Raw genomic sequence first — 26,191 nt, forward strand, 5'->3', positions numbered from 1 at the left:
TATATTATTTAAATATTGGAGGACTTATGAAAAATACAATTATTATTGGAAACTGAAAAATGAACAAAACATATTCAGAATCAGTTAAATATGTTGAAGATTTTGAGAAATTATACAAACAAAACTCAAACAAAATCATTCCTAACTTAACTTTTGGGGTTGCTGTACCTTTTACAAGTTTAGCAGTGGCAAAATTAAATAAAGTTAGTGAATTACACTTTGGAGCCCAAGATATGTCATTGCATGAAAAAGGTGCTTATACTAGCGAAGTATCCTCAGATATGATTGTTGATCTTGGTGCAAAATATGTAATTTTAGGACACTCAGAAATAAGAAGTTACCACTGTGAAACAGATGAAGTTGTAAATAAAAAGGCTAAACTAGCTATTGCTAAAGGATTAACACCTATTGTTTGTGTTGGTGAAACACTTGAAGAATATGAAGCCGGGAGAACTAAAGAAGTTGTTGCGCAACAACTAGCTCTTTCTCTTAAAGATTTGGATTTGAGTAAAATTGTTTTGGCTTATGAGCCAATTTGAGCTATTGGAACTGGTAAAGTTGCTACACCTGAAATTGCTGAAGATGTATGTAAATTTATTAAAGAAAAAACTTCTAAAGATTTAATTGTTCAATATGGAGGAAGTGTATCACCTAAAAATATTAAAGAACTACATGATCAACCAAGTATTGACGGATTCTTAGTTGGTGGTGCTTCATTAGAACCAGAAAGTTTCTTAGCTTTATTAACATTAGGGAAATAATTAAAAGAAAAACTGAAGTAATTCAGTTTTTTATTTAACCCTATAATCAAGGTGCAAAAATAATTAAACAAATTGCAACATTAGCAACTATTAATCAAAACAAAGACACTTTCTTTCTGTAAAGAACAAAAGAAATAATTGATGAAATTGGAACATAAATATATAGAACTATTAATCTTCATCCACTAAAAAATATAGCTTTAGAATTGCCAAAATCAAATTTAAAGTAATCTGATGCTGAATCATTGAATATTAAATAAGGAAAAATAACATTGGTAATTAATTGTACTGCAAGAGAGATCACTATTCCAGCCACAACAGGTTTTAAAATTACTATTAAGCGTTTAAGAACTGGTGAATCATTAAATTTATTAATATATTTCATACAGTAAAACATCATTAAAATTGCAGGTGCAATAAAGAAAATGTATGTAATGATCGTCAGAATATGTCCATATCAACTTCCATTACCAATAAAATATCCTGTAAAAAAGGCGAATTTAGTTGAAAGAATACCAGGAGTTGAATTTGAAACAGTAAAAGCGTTGTTAATCATTGTTTCAGTAATTTCAATATTAAAATTTTTAGCAATAAATAATCAAATTCACTTAAAAATAGGCATAAAAATTTGTCCGCCACCAAAAACACTCAATGAAGCAATAATAAGAAATAGAAAAGTTAATAATAAAGCTAAAATAAACATTATTTATCTCCTTTTTTATTTTTCATACCTTTTCTGTATGATATGTAATGAAATAATCCAAAAAAAATAAAAACTATTATCATAATAACAATTGGAATATTAAATGGACTAGGAATAAATAAACAAAACGCAAACGTAAATAAAAATAAGACTAATCATAGCGGAATTGACATCTCTTTTTTGCTAGATTTCATATATTCATAACCAAAAGCTAAAAGTACACCACTAATCGCTGTTAAAACACCGACAGAAATTACACTAATGTAATTCTGAGGTAATAAATAAATTAAAAAATAGAATAAATAAGCTAATAAAATATGAGGCAACATAGCAAAAAAAGTAATCAATGAGCCTTTTCAAAATCCAAAAACTTTTATAGCTAGATATGAAATAGCTTCAATTACGGATGGTCCAGGCAACATATTTGAAACGATAACTATCTTGTCAAATTCTTCAATAGTCATTCATTTCTTTTTATCAACCGCTTCGTTTTTCAATACTGGCATTAATGCATTACCTCCACCAAAGCCAATGAAAGTCATTTTAATAATCAAAAGTATCATTTCTCAAATCTTGGGTTTTTTCTTCACAACTCCTCCTTTAAATTCAACAAAAAAACAACCTTTAGGGTTGTTTTGATGAAATGGGGCGAACGACGGGATTCGAACCCGCGAATGACGGGACCACAACCCGCTGTGTTAGCCGCTTCACCACATTCGCCATGTGTATTAATTATATATGAAAATATAAATTTATAAAACTTTTTGTGGCTTTTATTTATTGTATAAAATGTCAAATCTATTCGTGAATTTTCAACCAAAATATAACACAAAGAATTTTTATTTTATTGTTATATAATTTAAGCGGCACGGAGGTTTGCATGAAAAATTTCTATAATGATTTAATTAAAGAATTAAAAGTTAAAAGACTAACAAACGGGTTAATCTTTGGATTATTAACTTTATTTTTAGGTTGAACTGGTATTAATTGATGATATGTTAAAAAGAATAATTTATTTTACACTTCAATCGGTATTACAATTATTTGTATAATTATTCCTTCAATATTTATTTTTGTACCTGTTTTATCAATGATTCTTTCAATTATTCCTACTGTTTGAGGATTAACTAACTTTATTTATGGAATAGTAGTTCTTATTAAATCTTTTGAAAAAGAAAATCATGAAGTATATGTATAATAAAAAGCTCAAAAGAGCTTTTTATTATACATATTTCTCAGGATGTTTGGCTTTCATTTCTTTTAAGAAATCATCCTTGCTTAATTTTCCATATTTATTCATTAAGTGAACGCATTCTTCATATTCATTTAATGCTCATTCAGTATCTTCAAATCCACCAACACTTGTTATTCCTGGACGTTTTCAGTTTTTGTATGTGCTGAAGAAAGTCTCAACTGATTTAACAAATTCTTCTGGTAAATCCTTAATTGAGTTTATATTATCTAAACGATAATCATCGTGGTGAACAGCAACTAATTTTGTATCTGTTTCACCGTCATCAATCATTTTCATAGCTCCGATAATTCTTGCATTTAATTTAACACCAGGAGCAAACACTTCAGGAGAATAAACTAGAACATCAAGTTCATCGCCATCTCAATCAAGAGCTTCTGGAACAAATCCATAGTTACATGGATAAACAAAATCTCCTCTTAAAATTCTATCTACTTCGATTTCATTTGTTTTACGGTTGTATTCATATTTAATATTTGAATTTTTTTGAATTTCAATTTTTACTTGTATTACATTTTTCATAATTAATATATTACCACTTTTTTACTTTTGTGAAATAAAGCTAATAGAATTAATGATTAAATTCAGCAAATTTACTTAAAATTCCCTCATATAAATCCGCTTTAGGATTTCTATTTTGAGTAATTCTTTCAATAAAACTACCATAACTAGCATTTCCGGGAATTAAGATGTATGAGGCTGATCAATCTCTAGCAACTCATTGTTTTGTTTGAACATCATAAAACTGCTCTTTATTATTAATATCTAAGTTTCCGTAAAGTTTACCTACTTCAGAATTACTAATTAAATCGTTAACTATTTTATAATCATTTACTACACCGGCACCCTTAGTGAAGTTATCATTAAAGTCATTTATATCATCACCAACTTTCATAACAACTCTAAAACTTACACTTTTTCCTTCTTCAATCTCTAATTTATTTGAGCTAACAAAGTTCATTCTTTCTTCTTTAGAACTTTTTCCATTAGAAGTTGTTCATGGTTTAGCAACTGAACCCGAAGCATTTGTTCCTTTCATTCATCAAATTCATTCAGGCATGTAAACATTATCTAAACCAAGTTTATTTAAGTTTGTTTTAGAAGGTTCGATATGGCTCTTTTGTTGTCTGTTAGAGTTAAACATAACAACACCACCATGGTCATATACATATTTAATAAATTCAATTGCCCCTTTAACTTCTGTTGAAACAGCTGAATTTACAAAATTATTCCATTCTGTCCCATTATAAGTTTCATTGTTTATTAATAAGTAATTTTGGTATGCCATATTATTTAAAACAGTTTCATCTAAGTCCATAAAAACAACAGGAATGTATTCATTTTCATTTGTTGCTTGCACTTCAATAGTTGTGCTTTGTCCTTCTTTATTTACTACAACTTTATCTGTTACAATGCCATCTTGTTTACTCATAACATCAAAAGCATGTTTTGCTAAATTATAAACCGTAAGACCCATAGCACTTTTTTCAGGTGCTAATGTGTTTCATAAGTTTGATGAAGCGTTTAATTTAGAATTTAACGCTACTTTAGCAAGCGCTTTTTGATCTGCCAACTCTTTTGCATGAGCTTTTTCCATTTGTTCAATTTTTGCTTTTAATTCTTTAACTTCTTCATCATTTGTGCATGAAATGGTTGCACTTAATAAAGGTAAAGTTACAATAGTTGAAGCAAAACCTAAAGCTAATAATTTTCTTTTTTTCATTAATATCTCCTATAAATTTTATTTATCTTTTCGATTTATCATATGGAACACCAAGAGCTTCGGGTGAAACAGTTCTTTTACTAAACGCAATTAAAGCAATAATAGTTACAACATATGGTACTGCTTGGAATAATGCTCCATATCTCTTAATTTCAGCAATTTCGATAACTCCATAAAATGATCATGAATATAGAAATGCGAAAATCATAGAAACAAATACTGAATAGTGAATTTTTCATTGTGAAGTGATCATGATTGAAAGTGCCATGAATCCTAAACCTTGAACATCTATAGATTTAACAAACAATGTTCATTGCATTTGAACAAAGATTGACCCAGCAACACCTGCGATTAAACCTGAAATAAATACACCTTGTCATTTCATTCTTGAAACATTAATTCCGGCAACATCTGCAGCTTGAGGATTTTCACCAATTGATTTAAATCTAAGACCTCACCTTGTTTTTTGCATCACAAAGATGCTTATCACTACAATAATAATTGTAATAAATATTTTTCAAGAAACTAAATTTTCTCAGGAATTAGGTGATGGATTTAATGTTAATTCGGTAGTTCCGTAGTTTTGTAGTATACCAGCACCTTGTTTTGTACGTAAAATATAAACTCCAAATGCTGAAATTCCAGTTATTAAAAGTGAAATTGCAAAACCAGCAACGGTTTGATTACCTTTTAATTTAATTGTCATAAAACCAAATATTAATGCAAAAATCCCTGTAGCTAAAGCAGCTAAAAAAGTAATAGGTATTTGGAATCACATGCTTATTTGACTTTGATCAAAAATCAAATCTGTAAGAATAAAACTAATAAAGCAAGTTATAAATGCTCCGAAGACAACAAAACCATTAATTGCAATATTTACTATTCCTACTCTTTCAGAAAAAATTCCAGAAATAGAACCAAGAAGTAAAACACAAAAGATTAAGGTTGCGAAAATAACAACTGTTACTGACATTATTTTTCCTCCTCAATCACTAAGTTCGAATTTCTAAATATTTTATTATTAACAAATTTCTTGAATGTTTCTTTAAATAAATCTTCTTTATACTTTTTAAACTTATTTTTGTTCTCTCTTTTTGTGTTCTTATAATAAGAAATGTAGTCACTATATACATCAAGTCCAGCTAGTCTAACTTTTTCGTTGTATTCAAATTTTAGTTTCGCTAATTCTTGATATACTGAATTAATATCTACATCTTTTTTGTTTAAGTCTCTCTTGAGTTTTTCACTTAGACTTAAATAATTTCTAGTTTCATTTTTAAATTCTTTTTTACGTTGAATGCTCATTTTCTTAACATCTTTTACTCTTGTTTTATGTTTGTTGTACATTGTTTTTTTATCAGAGTAATATTCTTTTCTAACTTTTCGATATTCTTTATTTCTAACTAAAATCATTCATTTGATAAATGATTTAATTGGTGTTAGTTTACTAAATATTACAGCAATAGCAATAATAAATATCATTAATCCAGTAACTATTGGATAAAACTCATTAACAACTCCTAATTCAGAGAAAAGAGGAACTTTAGATGTATAAATAATGCTATAAAATATGCTTGAAAATAATACACCAATAGGATTGTTTAATGCAATTAAGGCAACAGCAATTGATTCAAACCCCATTGCTATAGGTCCAGATTCTAAACCTGTAATAGCACAATCTTTAATGACAAATAAGAAAAATCCCGCTATTCCACCAAGTGCACCCGAGATTGATAGCACACTTATAGTTAATGCTTTTTGATTTACACCAACATAATCAGCATTGTGTTTATTCAAACCAATCATTTTAAGTTTGTAACCGATAGATGTATTTTTATAAATAAATCAAAACACTGCAGATAAAAGCACCAATAAAATAACACCAATTATTTTAAATGTTTCAATTTGATCAAAACTAATTGATAATCTTGATGTTGTATATGGTAATGTTGAGAGAAATATACCAATATTTTCATCCGAAATAGGTATTAAAATTTCATTTTCCTTTGCTAATAATCATTTTCCAACACTAACAATAATTCAGTTTAAGAAAATTGTTGATATAACTTCATGCACATTAAAATATGCTTTTAATAAACCAGATATCATTCCACAAATGAATCCAACTACTATAAACAAGAGCATTCCAAAAAATAGCGTTAATGTAGAAGGTTCAAAATTTCTGTTTAGGATCATAAATGAAAAGAATAATAATGCAGGTAAAGTCATCTGTCCTGACACACCGACATTAAAATATCCTGTTTTGAATGCTACAGCAATAGCTAGGCCTAAAAACCCAAAAATTGCAAAATATAATCAAAAGTTGGTTATATTATATTCATCAAAAGCTGATGTTAATAAGCTAGCGATAAATTCGAAAGGATTACCAAATGTCCCGCTACTGATAAAAATATAAAATCCATATGCAATACCAGATAAAATAATTCCTACTAATATTGCTCAAATGGAACTAAAAACTTTTTTGATTGTTGATGAACCATTTTCGAAAGTCAAAACTTTTTGAAGTTTATATTTTTTATCTCTAAATTGTTCATTAAAACTACTAATGAACTTATTTTCTTTTGGATTATTCATTTTCACCTCCAACTTTCTTGTGAGACATATAAACCCCAATTTCAGATCTACTTAAATTCTTAGATTCTCTGACTACGCTCAATTGTCCTTCATTTATAACAGCAATTGTATCAGCTAATGCGATTACCTCATCAAGTTCATATGAAATGAGTAAAATCCCTTTACCTTTGCTTTTTTCTTCTAAAATTTTCTCATGAATGTTTTTTATTGCACCAACGTCAAGGCCACGTGTAGGTTGTAAAATAATTATGAAATCATGTGGATTTTCCATTTCTTTACCTACAATAAATTTCTGTTGGTTTCCACCCGAAAGAGATCTGGAAAGTGAATTCCCTCTTCTTGCACCTCTGACATCAAATTTATCAATAATTATTTCGAGATCCTTTTTAATATTTTTTCTCCTGAAAATACCAAACTTAACATATTTAGGATCTCACAATCTTCTTGATTGCATGTTATCAAAAACACTATAATCAAGAATCATTGAATGTTTATGTCTATCACTTGCAATATATGAAAATCCTAACTGAGAGATTTTGTATGTGCTTAATTTATTTAATTCAATGAATTCATCTTGATCTTTATTAAAATCACTAATAAGCTTGATGTTTTTAAGTACATTGATTAAATAAACAATTAATATAGGGACTATTACAAGCAATAATAAAATACATAAAGTTAGCATTAAGTTTAAGGGTATGACTTGAGAGATTGTTTTAGAAATCCCCATTAAAATTATTAAAATAAGTGTTATTGCAGCTAAAATACTTAAATAAACAATATTTATTTTTTTATCTTTTTTAAGCATACTAAGATAATTTTGTTTAATTAAATTAGTTTTCTTTAGTTTTAACGAACCTGAAGTAGGTTTCTTCAAACCAGAAACAACATACTCTAAGTCAGTTTGTCCATTACCTTCAACACCAGCTATAGCAACTATTTCGCCAGAATGAATATCTAAACTAAAATTCTTAAGAGGTTTATCTCCTTTAGTAGATACATTTTCTATTTTTAAGATAACTTCTTTATTGGAATTAATTGAGTGATTATTTAGAATAGTTTCAACTTGTCCACCGACCATAAGTTGAGCCATCTCTTCGATCGAAGTATCTGAGACCTTAAAATTTCCGGTAACTTCACCATGTCTTAATATAGTTGCATAATCAGCAACTTGTTTAATTTCTTTTAATTTATGTGAGATGAAAATTATTGTTTTACCTTGTTCTTTAAAAAGTTTAAATGTTTGAAGTAAACCTTGAATTTCTTCATCAGTTAAAACTGCAGTAGGCTCATCAAAAATCAAAATTTCTGAATCCCTATAAAGCATTTTCATTATTTCAACTTTTTGTTGAACAGAAACCGGTTCACTACCAGTTTGTTTATTAAGGTCAAAATGAAGATTAAATTTTTCTTGAATATTTTGAATTTTTTTAATTGATGGCTTTCTGTTAATTATTTTAAATTTAGAGAATGTTGTTTCATTACCTAAAATAATGTTATCTATATTTTTGTAAACATTAACTAATTTAAAATGTTGATGAACCATACCAATTCCAAGATCATTCGCTTGATTAGGTGACAAAATTAATGTTTTTTTGTCATTGACTTTAATAAAACCTTCATCAGGTTCATAAAGACCAAACAAAATAGACATTAAAGTACTTTTTCCTGCTCCGTTTTCTCCAATTAAAGCATGAATTGTTCCTTTTTTTACGCTAAAATTAATGTTTTTGTTTGCTCTTATATTTCCAAATGATTTTGAAATATTTACAAATTCAATTGCGTTTTCAATTTTATTATTCATTACAAATAAACCCATTAAAAGTAAAAAGGCTTTAAAGCCTTATCACTCAAATTATTTATTAGCGTTTTCCTTAATAGCTAAAACAATTTTTTCAACTCTTGTTAATTGAGTTTCTTCATTTTGTTGATTTCCATCTTTATCATAATATTTAGATGATGAAATAAAATCTTTTTGTTCTTTACTTAAAGCTTCAAATCTTCCTTGTGCGTTCTTTAATGCTTTGTCATAAAGTTTTCTATCCTCTTCATTTTCTAATCTTGAAGCCGAGAATTTAGTTCAACCATCTGTGTATGAACCTTCAATGTTATAAATCTTTGTAACTTCATCGCTTTCGAGATATTTGTTATTATCTCTAAATATGTAGTCAAACACTAAATCATAGTATGTTTGCCCATATTCTTTAGTAATTGATGAGGCGAACCTTGTAGCATTTGAAGTGTAAGCATAACCTTGATCAGAGTCTACACCAATAACTATTTGGTCAGTTTTAAGATTATTAATAAGTTCAAGAACAACTCCTGTTGCAGGACCAGCCACTGGTAAAATTACTGTTGGACGTCCTGATTGACCTTCATTAACACCGTTAGCTTCCATAACAGCTTTAATTTTTGGCTGGAAGGTTGATTCAGAAGGAGCAAAACCAGTTGTCGATTCAAATGTTCCCGATGGTAATGTATTGTGAACAGTCTTTTTATTACCTTCAATTAAATTATAATCATAAATTCCCCTAATAAATCCTTCATTAAAATTCAATACTCCAGGGAAATTCCCACCACCGAATGATGCAACAATTCTTTTTTCAGGATTATTTGGGTATTTTAATGCCAAATACTCTGCAGTTGCATTTCCAACAATATAAGATGATTCAATAAATTTACTATTTGCGTTTATTAATTTTTTATATGGACTTTCAGGAATTTGAAATTCTGAACAAATAATTAAAGGTGTATTTTTTGTTTTTTGATCATACTTTTCTAAAAAAGCAGCTAAAGTTGAACCATGTGTAAATCCATTAATTACAACTATATCAGACTTAGAAAATGTATTGTTGTAAAAGTCATTGAAGTTCGCTACCGCTGATGGGACAACAGGATTAAATTTAACTTTTCCTTTAAATTTTGGATCAGCATCAAGTTGATCTTTTAATGTCAATAAACCTTCTCAACCAGATTGGAATAAAGCCTTATCTTTTAGTTGACCAACATCAATTAAATATGTAATTGTAATAGAATCTTTTCTAAGTTCAAGATTAGCCATTTCTCTTTTAACTATAGGTGTGATTCTATCGGATTCTTTGATGTATTCTTTTTGAGAATCTTTGCTACATGCAGCCGAAAGAACTGTAAGGGGTACAAATGATGAAATAGATGCACCCATTATAATAAATTTTGTCTTTTTCATATATCTCCTAATTTTTGTTATATTTAAATTTTATTTTATTCTAGTTTAAATAACCAAAATTTAGCTAATTTGTGGAAATTTTCACATTTTATTTTTTAAGCAGTTCTTTAATAAAAAAATACAGAGATAAAATAAACTCTGCTACTATTTATAAAAAGTAAAAATACTATACTAATTTACCTGATAAACGTCTCTTTTCATTATCAACATTTATGATTTCTAAATTAATGTCATCGCCAATTTTGATTAAATTTATATCTTTAATTTTTGAACTATGAATAAATACAGAATCCTTAATACCTATAAATACAAAGATACCAAAATCCGTAATGTTTTGGACTCTTCCAACAAATGAGTCACCAACTTTAATTTCTTCAAATTCTGTAATATTATCATTATTTATAAAACCTTTTTTGTCATCTCTAATATCTTTTCCTGGATTTAATAATGAATCAATGATCAAGTTTATAGTGTAATGATCGCTATTGAATTCCTTTGCTAATGATTCAACATCAATTTTTTGGCCAAAAATATGATTATTTTGATTGTATCTATATGATTTCATTATTTTTTTAGCTAAATTATAGCTCTCAGGGTGAATATTAGTTTGATCAAGGAATTCTTCAGAATTAAAAATTCTTAAAAAACCTATTGCTTGTTCAAAAGTTTTTGCTCCAAGTGATTTAACTTTTTTAAGTTCATTCCTATTTTTAAATTCACCATTTTCTTTACGATAATTAACAATATTTTTCGCAACTGTTTTACTTATTCCTGAAATTTTTGTAAGTATAACTTCAGTAGCACTATTAAGGTTTACACCAACACTATTTACAACTTTTTCAACCTTAAAATCAAGCGCTTGCGCTAATTCATTTTGATTTAAATCATGTTGATATTGTCCGATGCCAATTGATTTTGGGTCAATTTTTACAATTTCATTCAATGGGTCTTGAAATTTTCTACCAATATTGATTGCTGAACGCATTTCAACCTTTAATTCTGGAAACTCTTGAATTGCAATTTCACTTGCTGAATAAACACTAGCTCCAACCTCTGAAACCATCTCAACAGGAATGTTTAATTTTAGATATTTTACTAATTCACGCATGAATTGACAAGTTTCATTAGATGCTGTTCCATTACCAACAACAATCACATCAGGACTAAAAGTAGCAATAACTTTAGCACTTATCTGACTCGCTTCTTTAACCTTTAAAACTGGTTTGTTTGGATAAATTACAGCAGTTTCAAGTAAATCACCATTTTCATTTAACATAGCTAATTTACATCCATTTATATAAGCTGGATCAACCGCTAAAACTCTTTTGTTTTTCACTGCAGGCATCATAAGCATTGATTCGAGGTTATTTGCGAAAATTTCAATTGAACTTTTCTCAGCTCTATCGAATAAATCATTAAATACTTCGCGTTCAATAGAAGGAATAATCAAACGTTTTAATGAATCGTCTGTGGCATTTTTTACAAGAGAGAAAGTTCTTTTATTTCTAAAGAACATATTAGAAATGTTATAGTGTAAAAACTCAAACTTAATTTTGAAGTTCAAATCAATGATTTTGTTTTTTAATGCTCTATTTATAGCTAAAATTTTGTGATTTTGTATTGTTTTAACACTTTGACTAAAGTTGTAATAGTTTTCATAAGTTTTAAGCTCGTCAACACTATTTTTCTTTTTGTTTGTTTGGATTACACCGTAATTTACAAATTGTTCCTTAACAAAATCATGAACTTTTGGATTTTGACTTATTCACTGTGAAATAATAAATAAAGCTTGTTCGATAGCAAATTCAACACTTTCAATCTTTTCATCGATAAACTTTGCAGCATGTTTATAAGGATTATAGTTTATGTCTGTATTGTTAAAAATTTCATAAGCTAGTGGTTCAAGTCCAAGGGCAATAGCTTCAGAAGCTTTAGTTTTTTTGCCAACTTTAAATGGTTCATAAATTGCCTCCAAATCTGCTTTTTTAGTTGTATTATTGATCTTTTCCTCAATTTCTTTATTCAAAAGATTACGCTCACTTAGTATTTTAATTATACTTTCTTTACGTTCTTTAAGTTCTTCCTGATATTTAAAAATTAAATAAACTTGATGAATTTGTTCTTCATCAAGTCCTCCTGTGATATTTTTACGGTAACGAGCAATAAATGCTACTGTAGATCCTTCTTCAATGAGTTTTAAAACTGAACTAATTTGTTCAACTTTTAATTTTAATTCTTTAGATACTATTTCTAGTGTATTCATTATTTTTTACCTTTTACTAAATTGTTGAATTTATTTTTTTCATATACTCTTTTTATTTTCATATCCTTAAGCACTTTTAATAAGTATTTAGCATCAAATTTATTTAAACTATTATTTGTTTCAATAACAACATCTCTAATAGTTTCATCGATAGCATTTTCATTAATAATAATAGTATGTGAAGGAATATTTGAAATATTAAAAGTTGCACCATCTTGAAAAACTATAAGTGAGTAAGCACTAAATTTGATGTTTGCTAATTTATACAAATGTTTAATGTGTTTAGTATTTTGCAAAATTGGATTTCCAATAGCGAATTTCTTACCTTTACGATCTGTAAGTTGCAATTCGCTCGATTCAGCCAATCCAGAGATATTATCTTTATAAGCTTTGGTTTCAACAACAACAGCAATGTTTTCATTAAATATTATTCCGTCAATTTCAAACATATTTCCATCATAAGAAAAAACACCACCTTCGATAAAATACATATTATTTCTTCTAGCTGCATCTTTAAGCTTACTGGTTACATTGTGTTCAAAAATAAATCCTTGTTTATCCTTCTTATATTTAAAAATAAATAAATATGTTAGAAGGGCAACTAAAGCAATTAAAAGTAAACCAACTATTATTCCACCTGCTATTGTATACCCTAAATTTTTAGTATATATATTAAAATTTGAAACGATTTCTTCATTATTTATTATTAAATTTTGAGTCATGTTTATATTATAGTTTAATAATAAAATATTTTATTTTTAATTATTAAAAAGTCTACTAGCAATCACTCTAGTTATTCTCTTATTAATTTTGTCATGAATTACATATGTAAAACTTAAAAAATAAAAATGCGAGAATTTAATAATTCGCATTTCTAATCAACAATAATTTTTGCAAATCTTTCTTTTCCATTTATATCTTTAGTAATTTCAAGATTATATGCATATTTTAATTCCTCTCAAATATGCATATGTTGTGGATTTATTTCAAAATAAATTTGTCCATGTCTTTTAAGAGCTCAAGTAGATCTTGAAAGGATTTCTTTGTAGAAAAAGAAACCATCATTAGGAGCTTTCAATGCAATTGCCGGTTCAAATTTTTCAACAGATTCTGGTAATTCTTCTAGGTCAGATAAATATGGAGGATTTGAAATAATTACATCAAATGGTTCTTGAAAGATCATGTCAGAGACACCAGAAAACAAATTACTTAATCTTATATCAATATCAACTTTATTTGTTTGTGCGTTGATTGTTGTTTGTAAAATAGCATTATTGTCCACATCAACAGCAACTATTTTCAAATCTGGACGATGCTTTTTAAGAGCAATTGAAATAAAACCAGAACCGCAACCAATTTCTAAAACTTTAGAATTTTGAGGTATTTCTTTTATAGCTTTTAAAACTAATTCTTCAGTCTCATATCTAGGGATTAACACATTAAAATCAAGAAAAATTTTTACATCTGCTAGTTCAACAAATCCCATAATTTTTTGAACTGGCATTCCCAAATCAAGTTTTCTTTGTTCATCTTCAATAATCACTTGCTCAAGTCCGTATCTTCTTTTTTCAAGGAGTAAGTCTTCTCTTGTTGGCATTTTATAAACCTGCTTCCTTAATTTTCTCGTTTTGTTCTTCAGTTAATAGTGCGTCAATAATTGAATTAATTTTTCCGTCCATAACTGGAGATAAACTTGTTGAGAAACTAATTCTATGATCTGTTACTCTGTCTTGTGGATAGTTATATGTTCTTATTTTTTCACTTCTTGCACCTGAACCGGCTAATTTTCTATATCCGGATTCTTCTTCTAATTTCTTTTGAATTTCTAAATCATAAAGCTTAGATTTAAGAATTCTAAGTGCAATTTCTCTATTTTGAATTTGAGATTTACCTTCTTGACATGAAACAACAATACCAGTTTTAAAGTGTGTAATTCTTACAGCACTATCGGTTGTGTTAACTGACTGACCACCGTTACCACTTGAGCGGAATACATCAACTCTAATATCTTCAGGTTTAATCTCAATTTCTACATCATCATCAATTTCAGGCATAACTGTAACCGTTGCAGTACTTGTGTGAACTCTTCCCTTGGTTTCGGTAACTGGAACTCTTTGAACTCTATGTACACCACTTTCAAATTTTAGTTTTGAATATGGTTTTTCACCAGAAACAGAAAAAGTTATTAAAGTGAAACCACCTGCTTCAGCTGGTGTTGAATCAAGTGTTTTTCATTTGAGATCATTTTGATCACATCATTTTGTGTACATTCTAAACAAATCACCAGCAAAGATATTAGCTTCATCACCTCCAGCAGCACCTCTGATTTCAACTATAACATCTCGATTATCGTTTTCATCTTTAGGTAAAATTAAAATTTTCAATTCATCAGTTAATTTAGACATAATCTCTTCAGAGCTAGAAATTTCCATTTTAGCCAAACTAACTAATTCATCATCTTTTTCTTGCAACATCTCTTTTGAAAGAATTAAATTATTTTCTGCTTGTAAATAAGAATTAAACGTTTCAACAATATCTTTAATTGAGTTTATTTCTTTTGTTATTTTAGTGTATTTCTTGATATCAGAAACAACCTCAGGATCAAGTAGTTGTTTTTCCATTTCATCGTGTTTTTCTTTAATTTTTAATAGTGAGTTATACATTGTTTGTTCCATAGTTATTTTATTATAGCAAAATAGTGAATTTTAATATTATAAAATGCTTTGGTATTGGTAGTTAAATATATGAAACATAGGTTTGACTAAGTATTAGTAAATTATTGGTAAATAAAAGTTTAACTCATAACAATTATAAAAACTAGTAGTGAAAGTATTTCTCCAAAAGTTTTCCATCTCTCAATATTTTTTTATTCTAGTGTTTTTTTATATTATTTTATATAATTAAGAAATGTACGAAATAAATTTAGTTAAACTACCAAGAAAAGTCTTAAGAGAAAAATCATTGGAAGTGCCAATTCCTTTGTCAGATGAAGATATTGAATTAGCTGAAAAAATGATTTATCACGTTGATGACAGTCAAAAACCTAACACAAAATTTAGACCTGCAGTTGGAGTTGCTGCTGTACAATATGGTGTATTAAAAAGAGTGTTTTATATCCATGTAAAAGATTATCAAGATAGAACTATTTTTAGAGATGTTTTATTTAATCCTATGGTTCTTAATAAGGCTGTGATGCTTAATGCTTTGGCTGAAGGTGAAGGATGTTTAAGTGTTGATGATAGTTGACCTAATCAAGAGGGATTTGTTCATAGAGCAAATCGAATTGTTGTAAGAGCTTATAGTTATTTTCAACAAAAAGAAGTGACATACGATGTTTCTGATTATGTAGCAATAGTAATGCAACATGAATTGGATCACCTTGATGGTAAATTATTTATTGACCATATTAACAAAAAACACCCTTGAAGAAAAAAAGAAAAATGTAAATATTTATAGAAACGGGTAAAAATGGAAAAATTTATCAATACACTAAGTAATGTTCTAGATTTTAGATATACAACCGCAATTATGATTGTTTGATTCATTTTGGTATTAATTTTAGGATATTTATGAGGGTTTAAACGTGGTTTGATAGCAAATATAATTAACATCGTAATTATTTTTGCGGCATTAGTTATTGCAGCAATAATATCCGTATTAGTTAAACCATCTTTAAGCAATATTTTAATCAAAACTGATGATACAGGAATGTTAAAAGATTCTGGACTTATTGACAATATAGTTGGGTATTTGGCATTATTTATTCATTTAATTACATTAATAATCTTTATGATTATTTCAGGAATTATTGGAATGTTTAGAAAAAAACCTAAAAGAACTTTTACAAGACCTTTTTATGGTTTAATTAGCATAGCGGGTTCATTACCTATTGCTGCTATTTCTACAGCAATAATTACACCAATTACTAAACATGATAATGGAATGAGTAAATTTGTCGGTGCCTTGAGTATTGGATTTTCTTTTACTACCGCCAATAGTGCAGAAGGCATTATAGAATCTTTAGTTAAAACTACAGAAAGTATTAATAAAATTAATAGTGATAACCCCAAAGAAAGAGAAGAAGGGGCTAAAAGTATTCTTAATGATCCAGCTATAGGTAACCTTTTAGACAAGTTAATTGAAAACAATAAAAAAGAAGAAAGAAAACCTAGTGAATCTGTAAAACCAAATACTCCAAATGAATCAACAAGTCAATCACAACCTAATCAGCCTGTTACACAACCTTCACAAAAAGATTCAACAAACAAGATTCTTGAAGAATTGATTGGTGATAATGTAAATTTAATCCAAAACCTTAAAAATAATAAAGAAGTTGTTGAAAATCTAAATAAAATAACTGAAATTAACACTGAAGAAATCACAATTGAACAAATAGATGAACTTACTAGTGATTTTATAAGAAATGCTAGAAAAAATTTAGGTGATTCTAAACAACTAAATGCATTATTATCAATTGTTGAAGAAAATGGTTTATCAACCTTGTCTAACAATGGTGTTAAAATTGTTGAATTAGGTATTACGTTAATTAAAAATGAATTGGGTAGTGAAAGCAATATTAAATTTGATGAAATTAGCAACAAACTCAAAGATATCGTTAATAAGGCAGTTGAATTAAAAAATTTAACTAATTAGTTCTAGATGAGCACATCAAATTGTGCTTTTTTATATTAAAAAATCAACCATTGTGGTTGAAATTTTAATGATTATGAATTATTTTGCGTTTAACATTATTTCAATCAATGCATTCACATGCGAATTTTGAGTAAGTTGGATCAAGGGAAATGTGATCTAAATACTTTGAGTATGTTTTTTTAAATTCAGGATTTAATTTGTAAAATACATTAGCACCATTTTTAAATGACTCAACTAATTTTAATTTTCTTAAATACATGAAATGTTTTGAAATATTAGCTTGTTTTTGACCAGTGAGTTCTACAAGAGACTGAACATTGCATTCATTTTCTTCACAAAGATACAAATGAATTAATAACTCTAAATTTATTTTTGAAGAACAAACCTTAAAGAAATCTTCTAATTTAATCAATATTACTTATCCTTAATACCTTTTGAAGCAGTTTTTTTAGAACTATTTTTTTTAGTTGGGTTTAATGCATTATTTTCTTTGTTTTTTGTTGCCTTTTTAACTACTTCAGGCTTGATTGTTTCTTGTGTATTGGTTACTTGTTCTTTTTCTTCATCATTAAAGTATAATGCTCATTCTTTAGATAATTCATTAATATCTTTAGAACTATTTTCATTATAGAAATCATCAGAAAGATTTAATGCAATTTCTTCATCATCATTACTTCTAGTGAAGTTATTTGCTCCATAATTTGAATTAATAAATTGTAGTATTTTAGCATCTTCATAACATTTCATTTCACTATTTTTAATGATTGCTCAATTAATAATATTTACTAGTTTAACGTCATAATTTTTGGATTTTAAGAATTTGTATTTATCCTTGAATTCAATGAAGTTATTTACATTTTTAACATAACTAAAATCGTCGAAAATATAAGCTTTATAAGGTTTTTTATCAACTAATACCATTAAATCAATATTCAATGTTCCAACCGAGTAATTTTGAACTAATTCAATATTAGTTTTATTTCTTGTAACTTTGTCAATATCATTAACAACAATTTCAGATATGTTGTTTTCATAACTAGTTATTGTTGAATTTTTGCTACGATTAATGGCGATTTTTACAAAATCACGTCTTTCTTGGTCAGTTTTTTCAAGAAATTCTAATCAAAGTCTAAAAATCATCGTATCTGTACTATTTGTGTTATTTGAAATATCAGTTGACTTAATTGTCTTAATAACAATCATTTTATCTTTTGCACGAGAAATAGCAACATTTAACGCGTTCATACCACCTGTACGACCAACATATGTTGAGAAAATTTTAGCTGTTTTATCGTAAGCTACCGTAGCTACAACTAGATCAGCCTCATCACCTTGAATATTTTCAAGATTTCTTATCATAAGCCGATTTTCACGCATTGCCATTTCAAGATCAGGGTATTTTTGAATAATTAAATTAGTAATGTAATCGCCTTGTTTAGCATTAAACGAAAGTAAAATAATTTTCTTGTAATTATCGATATTTTCCTTAAGAATTTCTATAGCTGTGTTGGCTTCTACAATGTTTTTATTGTCTTCTCATTTACCATTTACTTGAATAACTTCAATAGCATCTTCTTCGTTAGAGCCTGCAACATCAACTACATCAAGCTGTGATTTATAGAAATGTTTTGATGAGAAAGTCATTAAAGAAGCATGGTTAGCACGGTAGTTTTTGTCAAGTAGAATTTTAAATACACCTAAACTTAGTGCATAATCTAAAAGTGACTCAACATTTCCAAAAATTGTATCATCACTACTTCTTACACCAAATCAGTTGGTTGGACGCATTTGGTTTTCATCACCCGAAAGAATTTTTGTTTTTCCTAGGTAAAGCAATGGTAAACCTTTTTCAATGAAAATCTGTGATGATTCATCAAGAATAACATAATCAAATTCACCTTTTTCTCAAATACTTAAGTCTGTATCAGGAGTGGTGATTACAACAGGAATAATTTTCTTAATAATTCTTCCGTAATTTTTTATGAATTTATGCGGATCCATATTTGCTAATCTAATTGTTGCAGCAAATTCTTTGTACATTTGCAAATCTTCCGAGCTAAAACGAGTAATTTTTCTTATTGTATTAATTGTCATTATCTTCTTAATATTTTCAATTTCAGTTAATTCATTACGATCATAATCGGGTTGTCTACTTGAAATTGATTCAACTCACTCTAGTTGCTCGTATGAAACTGAAGCTGTTTTAATAAAGAAATCACTAATTTGACCAGAATAATTACGTGGTAATAAATTCTCAATTTCTTTAGCACGTTTTCTTAGTTGTCTGTAGTGTTTAAAGTTTTCGGGATTTGTATATCTTGTAAAAGCATTTGATTTATCATTTAATCTCATGAACTCTTTTTTTCATGGACCAAATTCAGTCAAATCTATAGTTCCACTTTGTGAAACGCTATGAGGCATTTCAACATTTTTAGCTAAAACTCTTAAATTATCATAATCAGTTTTATTTAAACCTGTCTCACTTAAACATGTTGCAGATTCTTTAATGTTTGAACTAAATGGTTTGTAACAATTAGACATTAAGAATCTATATGTATCAAGAATTTTATCAACCGACTGACTTTTGTTTATATCTTTAGTAATTTCAATTCATTTTAATTCATCATCCTGAATTATTTGATTACCGCCAGCTGGAAGTGATTTAAATTCACTAAAGTATTCTAAATAATCGATGAATGCTTGAAGAGGTTCATAAAAACTTCTTTTACTAAAATCTTTGCTTGTTAATAAACACAAGCAGAACATTCTAAGATCTTGTAAACGGTTTCTGATAACTTCAAGAGCCGCTTTTTTTTGTGAAGCTACTAATGCAGTTCTTCCAACAAAAAGAATATTAGCAAGTAAATTAACAATTGTTTGAGATTTACCAGTACCAGGAGGACCTCAAATAACTGTATCTTGAATTAATGATGATAAAATAGCTCTATCTTGTGAAAAATTGGTTTTAGTAATATTAAATAATTTTGGTTTATCAGTAAAAATTTGTTTATCTAATTTTTTAGCATATGCAGATTTAAGAAAATCGATGTTAAAGATTTTATCAATTTCATCATTATCAATAATTTCCTTCATTCTCTTTCTTGAGTATCCACCACCAGGTAAAAATATACCTAAAACCATACCAGTATGGAATTGAATTGTTTTGTTATTAATGTTGTCTGGATTTTTCTTCTCAAATGGTGTTACTATATTCTCCGGAAGAGGAAAAACATTATTTCAATCTCTACTTAACCTAAAGATGATTTGTTCAATAGACATTCCTGAGTAGTCAAAAGTTATATTGATATTAAATCCAGCATTATTAAGAATAAACACAAGTTTCTCGTTTAATTTAATATTTTTATGAACGATTAAAAATGGTCTACCATTTTTAAATTCAATGCTTACTTCATGGAAAAATAAAGGTGCATAAATTTTCTTATCCTCAATAGAAACTGAAACGTATAGAAAACCAAGGTGCATTGGTCAAATATTAGTTTCATCTAAAACTGAAAGCGCTTTTCTATCAAGAATCTTTCATTTCAATGCAGACTTTTGAATATCCACTCTTATTTTTTCAATTAATTTTGGTTTAGTATTTTCAAAGTTGGTGAATAATTGTGATTTAATGTTATCGCTTAATTCAAGGTCATTATTTTTAAAAAGTTCAATCATTAAAGAAGGTTCATCAATACTTTCGGCAGCTTTTCTAACTCTTGAAAGATTCGATTCAATAAATGGTAGTTCAATTTTAGCTCCGCTTGTCGCACTGACTCTTACCAGAGCACTAAAGTAGTCTCTACCAAAAACTTTGTAAAAATCATAGAAATGATTTGTATTAAGAGATGTAAAAACTGAAGGGTCATTTTGAGTTACTTCAAGTAAATTATCTAAAATTGCAGCATATCTTTGATTAGGGTTTTTTACAAAACTATTTGATTGATTCATATTATTTACCTCTTAATAATTCTAATTCTTCTTTTACAGCAGAAGTATATTCATTTAAAATGATTGAAAGTTTTTTAGAATTCAACATAATTCCACTAACTTTACCTAATTTCTTAATATTTTCAATTTGTATTTCTTCAGGGTTTATTATTTCTACAACTAATCTCGAACTTGTATTTGATATATGTTTTATATTATCTTTTCCTATATATTCAAGCAATCTATTAACATTAATACCACTCTTTTTAGATTGATAAATTGTATTGCCTTGATTTTTTGACTCTTTAGATCATTTTATTCAAATAAATCCAAGAGTTATAATACTTAAAAAAACAATTTTTAACTTGATCTTAAAATTCATATATTAATTATATTATTTAAAATAATTAGTAAAAGTATTTAAAATAATATAAAGTGGAAAAATAAGAGCGAATTCCAATCAATTCATTTCATAAACTTAATAAATATTTAAATAAGTACTAAATTAATAAAAATAAATAATCTAATAAATTACCTCATTTATAAAAAACACAACTATTAACTAGTTGCGCTAAAATAAAGTTTAAAACTTGTAGTTGCTAATTTGACTTAAAACATTTTTATCTTCTTTGAAATGTTTAAACTCTTTTTTTGATTTAATAGTTCAAATATTAAGTGGTAATCTAAATGACGATATTAATTCTTTATTTCTTTTGTAAAGTTTTGCCCAAGGATGTAAATAATCAACTGTGTCAAGAATTTCTTGTTTCGAAATTTCTTCTATTTGACTTTTCTTTCAAAATAGGAATCCTAATTTTCATTTAGGATTTATTTTTTTTAGTTTTCTTAGACTATTGAAATTAAAGGAACTAAAAACTAATTTATCTTCAATGTTCGGGTACTGTAAACATAAATCGTTGATTCTTTGTTCAATATTTTCATATTCAATAACATCAGTTTTGATTTCGATATTAATCATTTTAAAAGTCTCAACATAGGCGTATAAATCCAAAAACTCTTTCAATGTTAATAATTTTTGTTTAGGTGTTGGAGTCTTAAAAAATGAAGAGTAATCAAGATTTTCAACTTTTTCATAATTTGTGTTTAGTATCTTAAAATCTTCTTTTGCAGTTCTAAGTGTATTTTCATCATGGATCACAACCAATTCACCATCTTTAGTTTGATGAACATCCATTTCAACACCATCAAAACCAAACATAAGTGCTGCATCAAAGGCTAGTTTTGTATTTTCTGGTGCAACTGCTGAATAACCTCTGTGTCCTAAAATTAATTGTTTTTTCATTTCATTACCTCTTATCTTTTTAGTAAAAGCTACTTAATACTATTAAGAACTTCTCTTAATTTGCCAAAGTTTATTTGTTCACCTACTTGTTCTTTAATTTCAGAATATACTACTTTGTTTTCTTTATCTAAAACAAAAATAGATCTTCCAAATAATTGCAATTCATCAATTAACAATCCAGCTCTTTTAGCAAAATTTTTGTTTCTATAATCTGAATACATCTTAATTGATCCAGTAGGATGCATTGATTTATATGAATTTAATGCAGACGGTAAGTCCACAGAAATACCAATGTAATCAAATTCTGGATATTCTGAAGTAATTTTTGACAATTCTAGTATTTGAAAATCACAAACACTAGTATCAACAGATGGATATGTTGTTAAAATTTTGTATTTTTCTTTATCAAATTCAACAGTTAGTCCAGCAAAACTTCCTGCTGGATATAAATCACTAATATCATTAAGAGAGTCACCTACTTTCAATTGTTCTCCGAGTAAAGTAACCTCTAAATCTTTAAAAAATATTTTTTTCATATTAATCCTTTCTTATAAAACTTATAAATATTTCACCAACTTTTTCAAATCCTAATGAATAATATAATTTTCCAGCATTTGGATTATCAAAGAATAAAATTGGAGTTTTGTTGTTTTTTATTATTCAATTACACAATCCCATTAATGAATCTTTAGCATAACCTTTATTTCTATACTCATTCAAAGTGTAAACTCCTCCAATCATAGCTGCATTTTTTGTTGAACAAGTTACAGCTGCGTGAGAAATTATTTTATCAAATTCTCTAACAATAAATGGTACATAAAAGTTTTGGTCAAATTGCTTGGTCATAATTTCAACACTAGTTTGACTTTCATCGATGGTAGTAAATTCTTTAATTTGTTTTCTTCCTTCAATTATTAGTTCAATTTCATCACGTTCAGCCATTCTTGATAGTAATCCATACTGTTTAGTTCAAGTTGGTTTATCTAAAATTAATAGCTCTTCCGCCGAATTTCTAGCTTTAAGATTTAATAAATCTAAAGTATTTTGAACAACTCTCACATTGTTTTTTTGGTAAATGATATTTTTTATGTTATTTGTTTTAATTACTTGGGAAATCTCTTTTTCGCTAATTAACGAATCTTCATCAACTAAAATTAAAGTTCTTAGAAAAACAAATGCTATTGCCCTTATTTTGTTTTCTACCCTAATAATATAAGTTTTGGTTGTTTCACTTAAAATACCAAATTGTTCAATATCACCGATCACAAAGAAATTATGATAAGGTTTTTTATTAGCTAAAGCTAAAATTTCATCTTTAATGTTTTCATCAGCTAATTCTAATTTTAATGATTGTTTATTTTCAAATTTAATATGACAATAAGCTCCTTTATTTTTTTCAAGATAATCCTGGTGATATTCCTCGGCAAGATAATAATTTTTAAGTTCTAAAACTTCAGTTGCAAGTTCTTTATTATAATTTTTGGAAATTTGCTCTACAACTTGTTTAATAACCTGTTCATCTTTAGAATCAATAAAATAAATTCCATTTCTGTATTGAGTTCCAATATCTTCCCCTTGCTTATTTAATTCAGTTGGATCAATAACTTCAAGCAATTTTTCAGTAATTTCTCTAAGTGAAATTACATTTTCATCATAGAAAATTTCAACAGCTTCAACTGCACCAGTTTTCTGTGACTTTACCTCTTGATAAGTTGGATTTTTTGTTTTTGAATTTGCATATCCTACCGTTGAATTTATAACACCTTTTATAGTGTTAAAATATGCTTGAACGCCTCAAAAACATCCTCCTGCTAAATATATTTTTTTCATATATTATCCTTTCATAAATACGTCTTTAATATTTTTTTCTTTTCAAAAACCTTCTTCTTTACTTTTGGATTCGCTCTCGGTTAATAATAATTTTTTATGATATTCTTTTTCAAAATCAGTTTTTGTGTAATAAACACTTTTTGGATTTGAACTTATATAATGAACTCTAGCAAGACCAAATTCAACTAATTTTAGGTTTAAATCTTCATTATTTCTTGAATAAATCACTCCTAGAGTTCTCTCGTATTTATCCAGTCCAAGATCCTTAAGTTTGATTATTCTTTGACTTCTTCAAATTAGATCTATCAATTCATCTCTTGCTTTAATTGCGTAATGATTTTCAAGTGGTGCTAGATTATCTTTATTATCTCTTCCATCTGAGTAAACTTTATAAGTTTCAGGAGTATCAATACCATATAATCTAACTCTTACCTGTTTATCATCCTTATTTATAATTATTGTGTCACCATCAATAACATTAATAACAAAATATTCATTTCCATACTCAACTTTATCCTTATTTTTGCCTACTTCAGTGTTATTTTTAACTTCAGTACCACATGAAGCACTAATAAAAATGAAGCTAAACGAACTCAATGAACTTATTCATAAAAATAAACGCTTTAATTTCTTCATGTCAATCCTAGTAATATTGTATATCAAAAAATAGCATTTTTAAGAAAAAGTTGAAAAAAGAACTAAAATGAATTAAAAATGAACTTTTTTGAAAAAAATGTGGAAAGATCAAAATAAAAAATAGGCAAAATGCCTATCACCATACTAAGCTTTATTATTTGAACCAAATTCGTGAATTTTGTCTCTAACAGTTTGACACATAGCTTCATATCCAGGTTTTAATAATTTACGTGGATCAAAGTTTTTGCCTTTAAGATCTTCACCAGATTCGATGTATGCACGTAAAGCTTTATGGTTAGCTTGTTGTAATTCTGTGTTAACATTAATTTTTGTAACACCTTCACTGATAGCTCTTTTAATTTGGTCAGTTGGAATACCACTTCCACCATGTAAAACTATACCAATACCAGCAGCTTTAGAAATTTCTTGTAAAGTTTCAAAACTTAATGATTTTCATGAAGCTGGGTAAGGTCCATGAATGTTTCCGATACCAGCTGCTAAAACATCAATTCCTAAAGCAGCCATTTCTTTAGCTTGTTTTGGATCTGCTAATTCACCATTTCCAACAATACCATCTTCTTCACCACCAATTGTTCCGATTTCAGCTTCAACTGACATATTGTGTTTTTTAGCTAATTCAACTAATTCTTTAGTTTTAGCATAGTTTTCTTCATATGGTAAGTGTGAACCATCAAACATTAATGATGTATATCCAGCTTCAACAGCTTTTTTTGCTCCTTCATATGAACCGTGGTCTAAGTGTAAAGCAACAGGAACAGTAATTTTTAAGTCTTCAACAAGTCCTTTAACCATACCTACAACAACATTAAACCCACCCATGTATTTTAATGCACCTTCACTTGTAGCAACAATAACAGGTGATTTTTCAGCTTCAGCTGTTAATAAAACTGCTTTAGCTCATTCAAGGTTATTAATATTAATGTGAGGAATTGCGTATTTACCTTCTTTTGCTTTTCTAAGCATTTCTTTAGCGTTAACTAATGCCATAAAATATTCCCTTTCTTTTTTAGCAAACTACAATTACTTATTTGATGGACTTCAAGTACCATTATTATTACGAATGAAACGCCCGTCAACAGTTAATAAACGATATAATTCACCTATTTTCTTTTCTCTTAGTTTTACATATGGTAAATCATCATTAACTAAATTTTGAATTCAATATCCTCTTAATTCATCTTCAACAACTTCGAAGATTTCATTAAATTCAAAAGCACTTTCGTGTTCTTCTTTATAAACAAAATCAATCGCAATATCTAACATTGTTCTCATAGTCGCTCCTTTAATTTTTTTAATTATAAAATAATTTTATATTTATT

25 protein-coding genes and 1 tRNA gene are annotated in these 26,191 nt (G+C 27.6%); 4 read left to right on the forward strand and 22 right to left on the reverse strand.

Annotated features, from left to right (window positions below; genetic code table 4):
* Positions 1-26 precede the first annotated feature (26 nt).
* Positions 27-761, forward strand: coding sequence for a triose-phosphate isomerase (gene tpiA / locus FOY43_RS02000; protein WP_146308893.1), 735 nt, complete (start codon positions 27-29; stop codon positions 759-761).
* A gap of 40 nt (positions 762-801) precedes the next feature.
* Here the strand turns inward: tpiA and FOY43_RS02005 are convergent, their stop codons facing one another.
* The 3 genes from FOY43_RS02005 to FOY43_RS02015 form a co-directional block, all read right to left on the reverse strand.
* A complete protein-coding gene (locus FOY43_RS02005; protein ID WP_328592688.1) occupies positions 802-1,464 on the reverse strand; it encodes a chromate transporter in 663 nt (220 codons plus the stop codon).
* Positions 1,464-2,054: a chromate transporter gene (locus FOY43_RS02010; RefSeq protein WP_146308895.1), complete on the reverse strand. Its 591-nt coding sequence runs from the start codon at positions 2,052-2,054 to the stop codon at positions 1,464-1,466. Before FOY43_RS02010 ends, FOY43_RS02005 begins: the two co-directional genes overlap by 1 nt.
* 54 nt (positions 2,055-2,108) lie before the next feature.
* Positions 2,109-2,184, reverse strand: a tRNA-His gene (locus tag FOY43_RS02015).
* A gap of 160 nt (positions 2,185-2,344) precedes the next feature.
* Between FOY43_RS02015 and FOY43_RS02020 the strand changes: the two genes are divergently transcribed.
* Complete coding sequence (locus FOY43_RS02020) at positions 2,345-2,662, forward strand: hypothetical protein (protein WP_146308896.1); 318 nt, start codon at positions 2,345-2,347, stop codon at positions 2,660-2,662.
* 24 nt (positions 2,663-2,686) lie between these two features.
* Here the strand turns inward: FOY43_RS02020 and FOY43_RS02025 are convergent, their stop codons facing one another.
* The 10 genes from FOY43_RS02025 to prfA all read right to left on the reverse strand — a co-directional run bounded on the left by FOY43_RS02025 (position 2,687) and on the right by prfA (position 15,165).
* Positions 2,687-3,238, reverse strand: coding sequence for an inorganic diphosphatase (locus tag FOY43_RS02025; protein WP_146308897.1), 552 nt, complete (start codon positions 3,236-3,238; stop codon positions 2,687-2,689).
* A 49-nt stretch (positions 3,239-3,287) separates the two neighbouring features.
* Positions 3,288-4,439: an HAD family acid phosphatase gene (locus FOY43_RS02030; RefSeq protein ID WP_146308898.1), complete on the reverse strand. Its 1,152-nt coding sequence runs from the start codon at positions 4,437-4,439 to the stop codon at positions 3,288-3,290.
* 22 nt (positions 4,440-4,461) lie between these two features.
* Entirely contained in the window at positions 4,462-5,412 is a 951-nt protein-coding gene (locus tag FOY43_RS02035; protein WP_146308899.1) for an ABC transporter permease, read from the reverse strand.
* Complete coding sequence (locus FOY43_RS02040; protein ID WP_146308900.1) at positions 5,412-7,034, reverse strand: ABC transporter permease; 1,623 nt, start codon at positions 7,032-7,034, stop codon at positions 5,412-5,414. The genes FOY43_RS02035 and FOY43_RS02040 overlap by 1 nt, the downstream gene beginning before the upstream one ends.
* Complete coding sequence (locus tag FOY43_RS02045) at positions 7,027-8,838, reverse strand: ABC transporter ATP-binding protein (RefSeq protein WP_146308901.1); 1,812 nt, start codon at positions 8,836-8,838, stop codon at positions 7,027-7,029. The genes FOY43_RS02040 and FOY43_RS02045 overlap by 8 nt, the downstream gene beginning before the upstream one ends.
* A gap of 51 nt (positions 8,839-8,889) precedes the next feature.
* Positions 8,890-10,239: a BMP family ABC transporter substrate-binding protein gene (locus tag FOY43_RS02050; RefSeq protein ID WP_146308902.1), complete on the reverse strand. Its 1,350-nt coding sequence runs from the start codon at positions 10,237-10,239 to the stop codon at positions 8,890-8,892.
* Between the two features lie 166 nt (positions 10,240-10,405).
* Entirely contained in the window at positions 10,406-12,502 is a 2,097-nt protein-coding gene (locus FOY43_RS02055) for a helix-hairpin-helix domain-containing protein (RefSeq protein ID WP_146308903.1), read from the reverse strand.
* Positions 12,502-13,224: a nuclease-related domain-containing protein gene (locus FOY43_RS02060; RefSeq protein ID WP_146308904.1), complete on the reverse strand. Its 723-nt coding sequence runs from the start codon at positions 13,222-13,224 to the stop codon at positions 12,502-12,504. Before FOY43_RS02060 ends, FOY43_RS02055 begins: the two co-directional genes overlap by 1 nt.
* A gap of 152 nt (positions 13,225-13,376) precedes the next feature.
* Complete coding sequence (locus FOY43_RS02065; protein ID WP_146308905.1) at positions 13,377-14,099, reverse strand: peptide chain release factor N(5)-glutamine methyltransferase; 723 nt, start codon at positions 14,097-14,099, stop codon at positions 13,377-13,379.
* Position 14,100: 1 nt separating this feature from the next.
* Positions 14,101-15,165, reverse strand: coding sequence for a peptide chain release factor 1 (gene prfA / locus FOY43_RS02070; RefSeq protein WP_419179393.1), 1,065 nt, complete (start codon positions 15,163-15,165; stop codon positions 14,101-14,103).
* 244 nt (positions 15,166-15,409) lie between these two features.
* Between prfA and def the strand changes: the two genes are divergently transcribed.
* Both def and FOY43_RS02080 read left to right on the forward strand, forming a co-directional pair.
* Complete coding sequence (gene def, locus FOY43_RS02075; RefSeq protein WP_146308907.1) at positions 15,410-15,958, forward strand: peptide deformylase; 549 nt, start codon at positions 15,410-15,412, stop codon at positions 15,956-15,958.
* Positions 15,959-15,970: 12 nt separating this feature from the next.
* Entirely contained in the window at positions 15,971-17,155 is a 1,185-nt protein-coding gene (locus FOY43_RS02080) for a hypothetical protein (RefSeq protein ID WP_146308908.1), read from the forward strand.
* A 64-nt stretch (positions 17,156-17,219) separates the two neighbouring features.
* Here the strand turns inward: FOY43_RS02080 and FOY43_RS02085 are convergent, their stop codons facing one another.
* The 9 genes from FOY43_RS02085 to rpoE form a co-directional block, all read right to left on the reverse strand.
* A complete protein-coding gene (locus FOY43_RS02085) occupies positions 17,220-17,567 on the reverse strand; it encodes an ArsR family transcriptional regulator (protein ID WP_146308909.1) in 348 nt (115 codons plus the stop codon).
* Positions 17,568-17,569: 2 nt separating this feature from the next.
* A complete protein-coding gene (locus FOY43_RS02090) occupies positions 17,570-21,103 on the reverse strand; it encodes an AAA domain-containing protein (protein WP_146308910.1) in 3,534 nt (1,177 codons plus the stop codon).
* 1 nt (position 21,104) lies between these two features.
* Positions 21,105-21,464, reverse strand: coding sequence for a PTS glucose transporter subunit IIB (locus tag FOY43_RS02095; RefSeq protein ID WP_146308911.1), 360 nt, complete (start codon positions 21,462-21,464; stop codon positions 21,105-21,107).
* A 201-nt stretch (positions 21,465-21,665) separates the two neighbouring features.
* Entirely contained in the window at positions 21,666-22,385 is a 720-nt protein-coding gene (locus FOY43_RS02100; RefSeq protein WP_146308912.1) for a glycerophosphodiester phosphodiesterase family protein, read from the reverse strand.
* Positions 22,386-22,414: 29 nt separating this feature from the next.
* On the reverse strand, positions 22,415-22,921 hold the full coding sequence (locus FOY43_RS02105; protein WP_146308913.1) for a redoxin domain-containing protein: 507 nt from the start codon (positions 22,919-22,921) through the stop codon (positions 22,415-22,417).
* Between the two features lies 1 nt (position 22,922).
* Positions 22,923-24,215 carry a peptide-methionine (S)-S-oxide reductase MsrA gene (gene msrA / locus FOY43_RS03895; RefSeq protein ID WP_146308914.1) on the reverse strand — a complete coding sequence of 431 codons (1,293 nt, stop codon included), beginning with the start codon at positions 24,213-24,215 and terminating at the stop codon, positions 22,923-22,925.
* 3 nt (positions 24,216-24,218) lie between these two features.
* Positions 24,219-24,851, reverse strand: a complete 633-nt coding sequence (locus FOY43_RS02115; RefSeq protein WP_146308915.1) for a thermonuclease family protein — start codon at positions 24,849-24,851, stop codon at positions 24,219-24,221.
* Positions 24,852-24,995: 144 nt separating this feature from the next.
* Positions 24,996-25,859 carry a class II fructose-1,6-bisphosphate aldolase gene (gene fba, locus FOY43_RS02120; RefSeq protein ID WP_146308916.1) on the reverse strand — a complete coding sequence of 288 codons (864 nt, stop codon included), beginning with the start codon at positions 25,857-25,859 and terminating at the stop codon, positions 24,996-24,998.
* 33 nt (positions 25,860-25,892) lie between these two features.
* Positions 25,893-26,144, reverse strand: a complete 252-nt coding sequence (rpoE, locus tag FOY43_RS02125) for a DNA-directed RNA polymerase subunit delta (protein ID WP_146308917.1) — start codon at positions 26,142-26,144, stop codon at positions 25,893-25,895.
* Between the last annotated feature and the right edge of the window lie 47 nt (positions 26,145-26,191).

It is taken from the genome of Mycoplasma anserisalpingitidis (genome assembly GCF_007858495.1).
GTDB lineage: Bacteria > Bacillota_I > Bacilli_A > Mycoplasmatales > Metamycoplasmataceae > Mycoplasmopsis > Mycoplasmopsis anserisalpingitidis_A.